Source organism: Pseudarthrobacter niigatensis (assembly GCF_030812615.1).
Classification (GTDB): Bacteria; Actinomycetota; Actinomycetes; order Actinomycetales; family Micrococcaceae; genus Arthrobacter; species Arthrobacter niigatensis.
Genome location: NZ_JAUSTB010000007.1, coordinates 140,694 through 153,716, shown reverse-complemented (window position 1 = coordinate 153,716; position 13,023 = coordinate 140,694). Strand labels below are relative to the sequence as shown.

The 13,023-nt window shown below is 67.2% G+C and carries 10 protein-coding genes; 7 read left to right on the top strand and 3 right to left on the bottom strand.

Annotation, left to right across the window (positions count from 1 at the left end; all coding sequences use genetic code 11):
• Positions 1-70 precede the first annotated feature (70 nt).
• A complete protein-coding gene (locus tag J2T23_RS12555) occupies positions 71-1,519 on the bottom strand; it encodes an MFS transporter (RefSeq protein ID WP_370871443.1) in 1,449 nt (482 codons plus the stop codon).
• Positions 1,520-1,702: 183 nt separating this feature from the next.
• Between J2T23_RS12555 and J2T23_RS12550 the strand changes: the two genes are divergently transcribed.
• From J2T23_RS12550 to J2T23_RS12540, 3 genes are read left to right on the top strand one after another with little or no spacing between them, the layout of a single operon-like run.
• Positions 1,703-2,374, top strand: a complete 672-nt coding sequence (locus J2T23_RS12550; protein ID WP_307360392.1) for a response regulator transcription factor — start codon at positions 1,703-1,705, stop codon at positions 2,372-2,374.
• Positions 2,371-3,822: a sensor histidine kinase gene (locus J2T23_RS12545; protein ID WP_307360390.1), complete on the top strand. Its 1,452-nt coding sequence runs from the start codon at positions 2,371-2,373 to the stop codon at positions 3,820-3,822. The genes J2T23_RS12550 and J2T23_RS12545 overlap by 4 nt, the downstream gene beginning before the upstream one ends.
• Complete coding sequence (locus tag J2T23_RS12540; RefSeq protein WP_307360457.1) at positions 3,806-4,828, top strand: TAXI family TRAP transporter solute-binding subunit; 1,023 nt, start codon at positions 3,806-3,808, stop codon at positions 4,826-4,828. The genes J2T23_RS12545 and J2T23_RS12540 overlap by 17 nt, the downstream gene beginning before the upstream one ends.
• A 236-nt stretch (positions 4,829-5,064) precedes the next feature.
• Here the strand turns inward: J2T23_RS12540 and J2T23_RS12535 are convergent, their stop codons facing one another.
• The gene (locus tag J2T23_RS12535) at positions 5,065-6,549 is read right to left on the bottom strand and encodes a helix-turn-helix transcriptional regulator (protein WP_141180697.1); all 1,485 of its coding nucleotides are present in this window, start codon (positions 6,547-6,549) and stop codon (positions 5,065-5,067) included.
• 176 nt (positions 6,550-6,725) lie between these two features.
• Between J2T23_RS12535 and aceA the strand changes: the two genes are divergently transcribed.
• Both aceA and aceB read left to right on the top strand, forming a co-directional pair.
• A complete protein-coding gene (aceA, locus tag J2T23_RS12530; protein WP_307360389.1) occupies positions 6,726-8,042 on the top strand; it encodes an isocitrate lyase in 1,317 nt (438 codons plus the stop codon).
• A gap of 220 nt (positions 8,043-8,262) precedes the next feature.
• Entirely contained in the window at positions 8,263-9,915 is a 1,653-nt protein-coding gene (aceB, locus tag J2T23_RS12525; RefSeq protein ID WP_307360387.1) for a malate synthase A, read from the top strand.
• Positions 9,916-10,172: 257 nt separating this feature from the next.
• Here the strand turns inward: aceB and J2T23_RS12520 are convergent, their stop codons facing one another.
• Complete coding sequence (locus J2T23_RS12520) at positions 10,173-11,366, bottom strand: MFS transporter (RefSeq protein WP_141158211.1); 1,194 nt, start codon at positions 11,364-11,366, stop codon at positions 10,173-10,175.
• A gap of 145 nt (positions 11,367-11,511) precedes the next feature.
• Between J2T23_RS12520 and J2T23_RS12515 the strand changes: the two genes are divergently transcribed.
• Positions 11,512-12,471, top strand: coding sequence for a D-2-hydroxyacid dehydrogenase family protein (locus J2T23_RS12515; protein WP_307360383.1), 960 nt, complete (start codon positions 11,512-11,514; stop codon positions 12,469-12,471).
• A 16-nt stretch (positions 12,472-12,487) separates the two neighbouring features.
• Entirely contained in the window at positions 12,488-13,021 is a 534-nt protein-coding gene (locus J2T23_RS12510; RefSeq protein WP_307360381.1) for a GNAT family N-acetyltransferase, read from the top strand.
• The last annotated feature ends 2 nt before the right edge of the window (positions 13,022-13,023 follow it).

Genomic DNA, 13,023 nt, shown 5'->3' with positions numbered 1-13,023 from the left:
GTACGACGGCGGCCCGGCAGCCGCCGTCGTACGCCTCCTTGGGGAGCTGGCCCCTGGGTGCCGCTAAAGGCTACCGTCCGGCACCCACCCGTTCTTCGCCGTCGGCCGCGTTGGATGCCCATGCATGGCCCTGTTCGTCATCAAGGTGCGTGGCCTTCTTATTCTTCAGGGCAAAGATGTAGACCACCAGCGAGATCGCGATGGTGATGGTCACGTAGGTGAAGAACAGGTCCTCACGCGAGGCCTTCTGGAACGCGGCGCCGATCAGCGGCACGGTGCCGCCGAAGAGCGAGTTGGCGATCGCGTAGCCCAGGCCCACGCCGAGCGCACGGATGGAGGCGGGGAACAGTTCGGCCTTCACCAGGGCGTTGATCGAGGTGTAGCCGCCGACAATCAGCAGGCCACCCATCATCAGCAGGAACGCGGTGAACGGGTCCTTGGTGCCGGCCAGGGTGGAGAGCAGCGGCCAGGTGAACAGCACGCCGGTGATGCCGAACCAGAGCAGCAGCGGCTTGCGGCCCACCTTGTCCGAGATGATGCCGTAGACGGGCTGGAGCAGCATGAAGATGAACAGGGCCCAGAAGTTGATCACGGAGGTGTCGGTCTTGGCGATGCCGGAGGTATCGTTCATGAACTTCAGGATGAAGTTGGTGTAGGTGTAAAACGCCACGGTGCCGCCAAGGGTGATGCCGATGCAGACCAGCAGCGGCTTCCAGTAGCTCGTGAACAGCAGCTTCATGGTGCCCGGCTGGGCCTGTCCGGCAACCACGGGAGTCTTGGCGGCCTCTATCTGCTCGGCGGAAACGGTCTCCTCCATGGAGCGGCGGAGCCACAGGACCACGAGGGCAGCCACGCCGCCGATCGCGAATGGGATGCGCCAGCCCCACTCGCCCAGGTCGCCCTTGGGCATGGCGTTCTGCAGGATCACCAGGACCAGCAGGGCGAGCATTTGGCCGCCAATCAGGGTGACGTACTGGAAGCTGGAGAAGAAGCCGCGGCGCTTGCTGGTGGCGGCCTCGGACATGTAGGTGGCGCTGGTGCCGTACTCGCCGCCCACGGAGAAGCCCTGGATCACGCGGACCAGCACCAGCAGGATCATGGCCCACAGGCCGATCACGTCCTGGGTGGGCAGCACCGCGATGGCGAATGAGCCGGCGGACATCATGGTGACGCTGAGCGTCAGCGCCGCCTTGCGGCCCTTGCGGTCCGCGTACCGGCCGAAGAACCAGGCGCCGATGGGGCGCATGAGGAACGACGTCGAGAACACGGCCATCGCTTCGAGGCCCGCCTGGAGCTCATCCTTGGAATTGAAGAAGTGGGCCTGGAAGTAGGCGGCAAAGACGGTGTAGACGTAGAGGTCGTACCACTCCACAAGGTTGCCGGCGGAACCTTTCAGGATGTTGCCCACGGCCCGCCGGGTCTGGGCGGCCTCCGATCGGGGCGCGGTTTGCTGGGTGCTCATCGGTGAGTTCCTCCTTGTGGTGACGTGCGTCCTCCAACGCCGGAGGGCCTCATCCACGGTATGGGTGATCCACCGCACAACCAACGCGGAGGGGCAATTCCTAACACTTCCTTAGGTATCCGCTGACGGCCTCTCCCCGCCTTGCCGGCCTGCCGCCGTCGGGCAAATCCGTTCTTCAGGCGGTAGTCTCCAAAGGCGGGGGATGATCCAGGCACCGCAGCAACGGCAAGGAAGATGGCAATGGACGTGCTGATCGTCGAGGACGACGACGCCATGGCAGGTGCCCTGACCGCCGCCGTCGAAAGCGCCGGCCACCACCCCCGGCGGCTCGCGCGCGGCGCTGACGCGCTGCTCTCCCACCGGAACTTCCAGGTGATCCTCCTCGACCTGGGACTGCCGGACATGGACGGGCTGGAGGTGCTGCGCAAGCTCCGGCAGGTCACCGACGTCCCCATCCTGATCCTCACCGCGCGGGACGACGAACGCAGCGTGGTGCTCGGGCTCCGTTCCGGCGCGGACGACTACCTGGTCAAGCCGGTCAAGCTGGTGGAACTGCTGGCCCGGATCGAAGCGGTGACGCGGCGGGCGGCGCGGGCCGGGGGCGTCCAGCAGGAAGACACCATTGTGCTCGACGACCTGGCGATCGACCTGAAGCGGCACACCGCTACAAAAGCGGGGCTGCCGCTGGCCCTGACCGCCACCGAGTTCGAACTCCTCGCCCTGCTGGCACGCCACGCCGGCTCGGTGGTTACCCGCGAACAGATCCTGGACGCACTGTGGGGTGACGCCTTCCTGGCCTCCTCCCGGTCCCTGGATGTCCACCTCACCGGGCTGCGGGCGAAACTGCAGAAACCGGGCTTCATCATCAACGTCCGCGGAGTCGGCTACCGGGTGGAGGCGGCTTCCGGATGAGGCTGCGGGTGCTGGGCGTCCTCAGCGTACTCTGCCTGGTGGTGGTCTTCCTGATCTCGGGCACCATCCTCACATCCGCGTCACGTGAACTGACCCAGGAGCTCCAGATCAACCGGGCCACCTCCCTGAACCGGTTGGCCCAGGTGGCCTTTGACGCCGCGGGCGATGGGGACACGGCCCGGCTGCAGCGGGAGATGGACACGTATTCCGGGTTGTACGGCGAGGGGATCGTGGTGCGCGTCCAGGAGCAGACCCTGGCCTCCGGTGGTTTGGATGCCGGACGGCCCGACGTGCAGAACGCCTTGTCCCTGGCCCGGCTGAACGTCAGCAACACCACCCTTGAACCACTGGAACCCCTTGGCTCCGGTTCGCAGCTCATCTTCCGGCCGTTCGGCAGCGCCAGCCAGGTCCTGGGCGCCGTGCTGCTGGACGTTCACGCCGACGCTGCACGGCAGAAACTCCGCGAACGCTGGCTGGGGGTGGGGGTTGCCGCGCTTGCCCTGGCGGCCGTACTCCTGGTGGGGGCTGCGCGGGTCACCGGCTGGGTCCTGCGTCCGGTCCTGCGCCTGGATTCGGCCCTGCACGAGCTGGAGCGGACCGGGCGCACCGGGAGCCTCCCTGAGGACGGGCCCCCGGAGCTGCGGGAACTGAGCCGGTCCTTCACAGCGATGGCGCGGACTGTCAGTGCCAGCATGGCAGCACAGCGCCAGCTGATTGCGGACACCTCGCACCAGCTGCGCAACCCGGTGGGGGCACTCCGGCTGCGGCTGGACCTGCTGCAGCTCGAGTTGAAAACGGCCCGCGAACACGACGCAGCCGAACGTGCCGTGGCGGAGCTGGACCGGGTGGAAGAGATCCTGGACGGAGTGTTGAAACTCGCCGCAGCTGAGCACCGCGCGTCCGAAGGTTACCTGCGGGCTGCCGGCAGCCTCGAAGAGCTTCCCGCGCCGGACCCGATGGACCCGTTCCCTGTGCTCCAGGGCGAAATCGAACGGGCAGCCCCGTTGGCGGAACAGGCAGGCTGCCGGCTGGTCCTTGCTCCGGCCCCGCAGCCGCCGGCACTGGTTTCCTGCCACCCGGCGGAGCTGGCCCAGATGGCGGCCGAGCTCCTCAACAACGCCATCAAGTACGCCCGGGGTGCCACCATCACGGCGGCGGTCCGGCCGGAACCGGGCATGGTGGCGGTGGAAATTACCGACGACGGTCCAGGGCTTACCGCCGCTGAGCGCGCCTCGGCAGCCACCAGGTTCTGGCGGTCGCCTCAGCATGCGTCGGTTCCGGGCACCGGGCTGGGCATGACCATTGTGGGAGAGCTTGCCGCTGCCAACGGCGCGCGCCTGGTGCTGGCCGATGCCGTCCCCCATGGGTTGTCCGCGCGCATCGAGTTCCCCGTCCATCCTGCCGGCCATGCGCTCCCGGGTTCCAGCCGGGGTGGTGCCCGTGCGTGATCCCGTAGCCCCGGGCGGTCCAGTGCCGCAAGTGCCGCGGCGGTCCGTGCTCACGTCAGTCGTCGCCGTCGGACTCGCGGCCTGCCTGCCGCCCGGCCTCAGCGCCTGCACCGGGGGCGACCGCCCGGAGGACCTGGTGGTGGCGGGCGGTGAGCCGGGCGGCTTCTACCTCGAGTTCTCGACGCTGCTGGCCGCAGCGCTTGAGCGCCACGGCGTAGCCGGCCACGCCCGGGCCGTGGCAACCGGCGGAAGCCTGGACAACATCGCCGAGTTGCGGGCTGGGCGTGCCGCCTTTGCCGTCGCCCTGGCCGATGCCGCCGGGGACCAGTCCGGCGGGGAGGCGGCAGGGATCGCTGCGATCGGCAAGGTTTATGAGAACTACGTCCACTGCGTGGTCCGGAAGGACAGTGCCATCCGGGACATTTCCGGGCTGGCAGGGCGGCGGGTGGCCGTGGGGCAACCCGGATCGGGGACTTCCCTTACCACTCCCCGGTTGCTCGAAGCAGCGGGGCTGGGCACCTCAACGGATGCGGCGCAGCCCTCTGCGGGGACTGCCGGCGTCGAACATCTTGGCCTGAACGACGGCATCGCGGCGCTCAAGGCGGGGACCGTGGATGCGCTGTTCTGGTCCGGTGGCGTGCCCACCGCCGCCATCGCCGCCGCGCAGCAGGAGGTGGCGCTGGAACTGCTGGACTTGTCCGCGCTGCTGCCGGAGCTGCGCCGGAGGTACGGCGGAATGTACGACCGGGTCCTGATTCCGGAGGGCAGCTATCCAGGAGTACCCGCGGTGTGGACAGTGGGGGCTCCCAACCTGCTGCTCTGCCGGCGGGACCTGGACAGCGCCACCGTGGAGCGCACAGTCCAGTTGCTGGTGCACAACGCCGGCGAACTCATTCCCCAATCCACCCTGGGCGTGCAGTTCCTTAGCGCGGAAAGCCTCATCAACACCGCCGGGATCCCCCTGCACCCCGCCGCCGCTGGGGCTTACCGCAAGCTCCACGGCTGACCAAACGCCCCATCACCTTTTGCCGCCTTAACCCAAACGCCCCATCACCTCCTGCCCCACAAACCAAAACGCCCCACCACCTCCTGCCCCACAAACCAAAACGCCCCATCACTTCCGCCCAGAAAGTGATGGGGCGTCAGAAGGAAACCGGCAGGAGCTGATGGGGCGTCAGGAAGAAACCCGCAGAAGGTGATGGGGCGTCAGGAAGAAACCCGCAGGAAGTGATGGGGCGTTGTTCAGCTCCCCGAGTGGGCCTGCAGGAAGCTGTACACCTCGGTTTCGTCCACCCCAGGAAAGGCGCCAGGGGGCATGGCTGCCAACAGGTGCGAGTGGGCCCGCGCCGAGGGCCACGCGTTCCCGGCCCACTGGTTGGCCAGCTCGGCGGGCGGCCGTTTGCAGCACTTCGGATCCGGGCAGTTGGACGTCGCCCTGGCCGTGGTTTCCCGCCCGCGGAACCACTTCACGTGCTGGTACGGCACCCCGATACTTAGGGAAAACTCCCCGCTGGCGGACCGCTCGGTGCGGGCCGTGCACCAGTACGTGCCGGACGGCGTGTCAGTGTACTGGCTGTAGGCGCTGAACTTGTCCGGGACGTCGAACACCGCCCGCGACGTCCAGGCCTTGCACGACGGCTGGCCCTCGATGGCGCCGGTGTGGTCCTGCGGGAAGTTCACGCCGTCGTTCTCGTACGCCTTGTAGATGATGCCGCTCTGGTGGGTCTTCTGGAAGTGCGTCGTGATGCCGAGGTGCTTGGTGGCCAGGTTGGTAAACCGGTGTGCGGCGGTCTCATAGGACACGGCGAACGCGTCCCGGATGTCCTCGACGGCGATTTCCTTGGCTGCTTTGGCTTTTTGCAGAAATTCGACGGTTGCCTGCTCGGGCAGGAGCAGGGCGGCGGCGAAGTAGTTGGTGGCTACCCGCTGGGCCAGGAAGTCACCGTAGTTCTTGGGCGTTTCATGGCCCAGGACATAGTGGCCCAGGGCCTGCAGCAGCACCGAGCGTGGGTCGTGGTCCTGCCGCTGGCTCTGCGTCAGGTAAATTTTGCGGTTCTTCAAATCCGTCACCGAACGGGTGGAATGCGGCAAATCCCCCACGTGATGCAGGGTGAAACCGAGATGCTCGGCGATGTCCGCGATGACGTGCTGGCTCAGCGGACCTGCGGTGTAACCCACCTCCTTGAGGACCTTCTGCGCCTCTGCCTCGTACTCCGGGAAATAGTTGCCGCGCTCCCGCATCATGGCCCGCAGTTCGCCGTTGGCGCGGCGGGCTTCCTCCGGGGTGGCCACCTGCTCGTTCATCTTCCGTTCCAGCTCGTGCAGCAGTCCCACCTGGGCCTCCAGCACATCCAGCGGAAGCCGCGAACTGATGCGGATTTTGGGCAGGTCCAACGACTCGTACAGCGGCCCGCGCTGGTAGCGCTCCAGCTCGATTTCCAAGGCGGCTCGGCGGCTGGGCGGCTCGGCCCCGAGCAGCTGGTCGATGCTGACATTCAGCGCTGCTGCCAAGTGCTGGAGCAGCGTCAGCTTGGGCTCCCGCTTGCCGTTCTCGACCAGGCTCAGCTGGCTGGGAGCGGTCCCGACGGCGGCACCCAGGTCATCGAGCGTGAGCCCGGCTTGTTTGCGGAGATGGCGGACGCGGCGGCCCAGCGCAATGACGTCAAGTTCCGCTGCGGCGGCTGACGGTGGCTGGGAAACGTCCCTGTTCCAGCTTGAAGGCGACATTTATGAAGAATACGTGAAGAAGTGCATTTCTTTCCAGACTTTTCATCTAGAAAGGGGGTTGAAAGTGCTGAAAAGTAGTTGTCACGGAAAGAAACACCGCACCGGATAAGCCGGTGGGAACCTCAACGAAGCGGTTCCCACCTACTCCATCCGGAGCTCAATCAAGGAGATCAACGATGACTGCAGCATTTGAGCCCACCCAGCAGACGCCCGAAGAGCAGGCCGCCGCCCTGGAGCTCGAGTGGGCCGCCAACCCCCGCTGGGAAGGTGTGACCCGGGACTACTCAGCCTCCGACGTCGTCCGCCTCCGCGGCCGCGTCACCGAAGAGCAGACGCTGGCCCGCCGCGGCTCGGAAAAGCTGTGGAAGCAGCTCACCGAGGAGCACAAAACCGGCGGCTACACCAACGCCCTGGGCGCCCTCACCGGCAACCAGGCAGTGCAGCAGGTCAAGGCGGGCCTGCGCGCCATCTACCTTTCCGGCTGGCAGGTCGCGGCCGACGCCAACAACTCCGGCCACACCTACCCGGACCAGTCGCTCTACCCGGCCAACTCCGTCCCCACCGTGGTCCGCCGCATCAACAACGCCCTGCTCCGCGCAGACCAGATCGAGTTCTCCGAGGGGATCCAGACGGTCGAGGACTGGCTGGTCCCGATTGTTGCCGACGCCGAAGCCGGCTTCGGCGGTCCGCTGAACGCCTACGAACTCATGAAATCCATGATCCAGGCCGGCGCAGCAGGTGTTCACTGGGAAGACCAGCTCGCCTCGGAGAAGAAGTGCGGCCACCTTGGCGGCAAGGTCCTGATCCCCACCCAGCAGCACGTCCGCACCCTGAACGCCGCCCGCCTGGCAGCAGATGTCGCAGGCACCCCCACGGTCGTCATTGCCCGCACCGACGCCGAGGCCGCCACCCTGATCACCTCCGACGTCGACGAGCGCGACCAGGAATTCATCACCGGCGAGCGCACCGCCGAGGGCTTTTACAAGGTCCGCAACGGCATCGAACCCTGCATCGCCCGCGCCAAGGCCTACGCCCCCTATTCCGACCTCATCTGGATGGAAACGGGAACCCCGGACCTGGAACTGGCCCGCAAGTTCGCGGAGTCCGTCAAGGCCGAGTTCCCGGACCAGATGCTCTCCTACAACTGCTCGCCGTCCTTCAACTGGCGCAAGCACCTGGCCGACGCCACCATCGCCAAGTTCCAGCGCGAACTCGGCGCCATGGGCTTCACCTTCCAGTTCATCACCCTGGCCGGCTTCCACGCCCTGAACTACTCGATGTTCGACCTCGCCCACGGCTACGCCCGTGAAGGCATGAGCGCCTACGTCGAGCTCCAGGAAAAGGAATTCGCCTCCGAGTCCCGCGGCTACACCGCAACCAAGCACCAGCGCGAAGTCGGCACCGGCTACTTCGACACCCTCTCCACGGCGCTCAACCCGAACGCGTCGACCCTCGCCCTCGTGGGATCCACCGAAGAGGGCCAGTTCCACTAGCAACTTACGACGGCGGGTGTCGCCTCCGGCCTTCGGACCGGCGTCGCTCTGCCTGCTATTCCCCACGCCCGCCCCATGACCTCGTAGAACTCGGTCGGGGGCGGGCACAGGGCCCCTTTTACGCAGGCTGCCGCGACACCGGCTCCTCGGCCTCGTGCCTCAGTCGCCGCCCTGCCGCTACCCGCCGTCGAACTTCCCTTTCGTCTTTAAGGAGACTGAGATGAACAGCTTCACCGATAGTTTTACGATCAATGGCATTACCCTGACCGCGCAGCCGATTTGCCGGCAGGACGAGGTGCTGACGCCGGACGCCCTGTCGTTCATCGCGAAGCTGCACCGGGCCACTGCGGAGCGGCGGCAGGAACTGCTCCAGGCGCGGCGCACCCGGCGGGCTGACATCGCCGCCGGAGCGGACCCGCGGTTCCTGCGGGAAACCGAGCACATCCGGAATGATCCGTCCTGGCGGGTCGCTCCCCCGGCCCCGGGCCTGGAGGACCGCCGCGTGGAAATCACGGGCCCGGTGGACAAGAAAATGACCATCAACGCCCTGAACTCCGGTGCCAAGGTATGGCTGGCGGACATGGAAGACTCCTCCACCCCCACGTGGCGGAACGTCATCAAGGGCCAGCTGAACCTCACCGACGCCCTGGAGCGCCGGATCGACTTCACCACCGAAGAAGGCAAGGAGTACAAACTCCGCCCGGCCGGGGACCTGCCCACCATCGTGGTCCGCCCCCGCGGCTGGCACCTGCCGGAAAAGCACATGCTCATCGACGGCCAGCCCATCGCCGGCGGCATCGTGGACTTCGGCCTGTTCTTCTTCCACAACGCCCGCCGCCTCCTCGCGCAGGGCAAGGGCCCGTACTTCTACCTGCCCAAGATCGAGAACCACCTCGAAGCCCGGCTGTGGAACGATATCTTCATCCTGGCGCAGGACCTGCTCGGCATCCCGCAGGGCACCATCCGCGCCACGGTGCTGATCGAAACCATCACCGCAGCGTTCGAGATGGAGGAGATCCTCTATGAACTGCGCGACCACGCCTCGGGCCTGAACGCCGGCCGCTGGGACTACATCTTCTCGCTGATCAAGAACTTCCGTACCCGCGGCCCGCGCTTCGTCCTCCCGGACCGCGGCCAGGTGACCATGACCCAGCCGTTCATGCGCGCCTACACCGAACAGCTGGTCCGGGCCTGCCACAAGCGCGGTGCCATGGCCATCGGCGGCATGGCCGCGGCCGTCCCCAACCGCAAGGACCCCGAAGCCAACGCCAACGCCCTGGAGAAGGTCCGCGCAGACAAGACCCGCGAGGCCAACGATGGCTTCGACGGCTCCTGGGTGGCCCACCCCGACCTGGTGCCCGTGTGCCGCGAGGTGTTCGACGGCGTCCTGGGCAGCAAGCCGAACCAGCTGGACCGGCTCCGCGAGGACGTCACCCCCGATGACCGTGCCCTGATCGACGTTGCCGCGACCACCGGCACCATCACCGAGCAGGGCATCCGGAACAACATCGAAGTGGGCATCCGCTACATCGAATCCTGGCTCCGGGGCAACGGCGCGGTGGCCATCCACAACCTCATGGAGGACGCCGCCACCGCGGAGATCTCCCGCTCCCAGCTGTGGCAGTGGATCTACGCCCGGGCCATCACCGACCAGGGCGAGATCGTCAGCCACGAGTGGGTGGAGGAACTCCTGGACGAGGAATTCGCCCGGCTGGAGCGCTTCGACGGCGACCGGTTCGAGGACGCCCGCGACATCTTCGAGGAAGTCACGCTCAGCCGTGAGTTCCCTTCGTTCCTCACCCTCCCCGCCTACGCCCGCTACCTGACCGAGGCCCGCGAAAAGGCCACCGTCGAGGAGCTCGCCGCGGCGTAACCAAACCTCCGTTTGCCGGGCCGGCACGCCCTTCGCAACAGGCCCCCCGAAATCCGGGGCGCCGGCCCGGCAACGGAACACCCCTCACACCCCCGCTCACTTACTGCAGGAAAACCCGAAACGCCCGATCACTTTCCCAAAGAAAGTGATCGGGCGTTCCGCCATTTGGTGCAAGAAGTGAGCGGGCGTTTCACCGTTTAGTGCAAGAAGTGAGCGGGCGTCGGGGGTGACGGAACGTCCGACGGCGGCGGGTCGCCTCAGCGGCCCTTCGGCACCTTCCGCACGGAGAGCGTGGTTCCGACAAAGAAGGCCAGCACCGAACCCAGGATGACCAGCAGGGCCGGCGTCCAGGATCCAGAGCTGTCGTGGACAAATCCCAGCAGCGGCGGGGCCACGGCTGCGAGGCAGTAGCCCAGCCCCTGGACGGTGGCGGACATTCGGCCCGCAGCGGCCTGGTCCCGGGCCAGCTTGATGACGGCAATGAAGATCAGCGTGATGCCGCCGCCCTGTGCGATGCCGCCGGAGGTGGACCACAGCCACCACAGTTGCGGCAGGAAAAGCAGCCCCACCGGAACGGCAAGCCACAGGGCACTAAGGGTGACCGCCACCGCCGTCGTACTCATGTACTTGGCCGCAAAAGGCACACCGAGGCCGCCCACGATGGCCAGGATCTGGAAGATCGAGGACGCTGCGCCGGCCTGTGCGGCATTCATGCCCAGTTCGTCGTGCAGGTAGCTGGGCAGCCATGCCGTGACGCCGTAGTAGGAGAAGGCCTGGCCCCCGAAGCCCGCGGTGAGCCCCACCGTGATCCACCCGGAACGGCTCACGGGGGCCCGCGGCGCGTCCGCGCCGTCTTCGGCCGAGACCAGGAACGCTGTGCGGGGACCCACGGCCAGCACCCACACCACCACCGCGGCGACGGCCAACACAGCCACCGCGGCTAGGGCCAGCCGCCACCCGGTCACGGCCGCCAGCGGGGCCATGGCCACCGAGGTCAGGAAGGATCCGATGTTCAGGGCTGCGGTATAGATGCCCATCGCGGTCCCCTGCCGCCGCGGCGCAAAATCCCGGCGGATGATCAAAGGAACCGCAATGTTGCCCACCGTAATGGCCACGCCGATGACCACCGTGCCGGCCACCACCAGCGCCGGCCCTCCCGCGGAACGGAGCAGCACGCCGGCCAGCACCCCCACGATGGTCAGCGTCACCGCGAACTCCGCACCGAACTTCCGCGCCGCCAGGGACGCCAGCGGAGCGGCGAGCGAAAAGCACAGCACCGGGATGCTGGTCAGCAGCCCCAGCATGACCGGCGAAAAGTGCAGTTCCGCCTGCATGAGGTCCACCAGGGGTGCCACGGAAACGATGGGGCCGCGGAGGTTCAGGGCCAGCAGGCCGATGCAGGCCAGCAGGACCCAGCTTTTCGGGATGCGGGACAGGGCGGGGCCGCTCACAGGGACAAAATCGGGAATAGGCGTGGATTCATCACTCCCATTGCTATCACGCTCCTGCGCTGCCGGGGCTTCACGCACCCTGTGGGCCGGCCCCTGCCATACGATAAGCGTGACCCAGGACGTAGGACACTGCGAAGGACTCCCGATGACGCACCGCCTTGCCATCCTCGATGACTACCAGGACGTGGCCCACGGCTTCGCCGACTTCGCGGCTTTGGAGGCGTCGGGTGTCACCGTGACCACCTACCGTGAACCTTTCACGTCGCGGCATGCCTTGGTTGCGGCATTGGCGGACACCACCATGGTGATCGCCATGCGCGAGCGGACCGCGTTCCCCCGGGAAGTCTTCGAGGAGCTGCCGGCGCTGGAACTGCTGGTCACTACCGGAATGGCGAACGCCGCGATCGACGTGGCAGCCGCCGCCGAACACGGGGTGACGGTCTGCGGCACGCCCGGCTCACCTACGGCAGCGCCGGAACTCACCTGGGCCCTCCTGCTGGCCATTGCCCGGCACCTTCCCACCGAGGAAAGCTCGCTGCGGGCAGGTGCCTGGCAGTCAACGGTAGGCGTCGAACTTGCCGGGAAGACCCTGGGCATCGTGGGCCTGGGCAAGATCGGCCGGCGGATTGCGGCCTACGGGCAGGCGTTCGGCATGGATGTGGTGGCCTGGAGCCAAAACCTCACTGCGGACTCCGCAGCGGAAGCCGGCGCCCGGCCGGTGTCAAAGGAAGAACTCTTCACGGTGGCCGACGTCGCAACGCTCCACCTACGGCTCTCCCCGCGGTCGGAGAACATCGTGGGTGAGGCCGAGCTGAAGCTGCTGGGCCCCGAAGGCCTCCTGGTCAACACCGCCCGCGGACCCCTGGTAGACCAGGACGCGCTCATCAAGGCATTGAACGAGGGGTGGATCCGCGGCGCCGCCCTGGACGTCTTCGACCAGGAACCCCTGCAGGCCGGGCACCCGCTCCTCGCCGCGCCGAACACTGTGCTTTCGCCCCACCTGGGCTACGTCACCCAGGAAAGCTACCGGCAGTTCTATGGCGGCGCCCTCGAGGACATCACCGCCTGGCTTGCCGGCTCCCCCGTCCGAACCATCACCCCCTGACGTGGAGGGACACCACATGACCCACATCATCCGCAGGGCAACAGCGGACGACGCCGGCCCGCTCGCCGACCTGGCGGCCGTCACCTTTCCGCTGGCCTGCCCGCCGTCGTCCTCACCTGCCGACATTGCCGCCCACTTGGCCAACACGCTCAGCGAGGAACACTTCACGGGCTACCTCGAGGACCCGGATGTCACCATCCTGGTCATCGACGCCGACGGGCGGCTCACCGGCTACAGCCTCCTGGTGGACAGGCCGGCCGCGGACCCGGACGTAGCCTCCGCACTGGCACTGCTGCCCTCCGTGGAGATCAGCAAGTGCTACGTCCACCCCGAATACCACGGCCTGGGCGCGGCTGCTGAACTGATGCACGCCAGCCTCCAGGCCGCGGCTGCCACCGGGGGCGCCGGGGCGTGGCTGGGCGTGAACAGCCAGAACGCCCGCGCCATCCGCTTCTACGAGAAATCCGGCTTCCGGAAGGTGGGCACCAAATCGTTCCGGCTGGGCAGCACCGTGGAGCACGACTTCGTGCTGGAACGCGCCCTGCCCTGAGC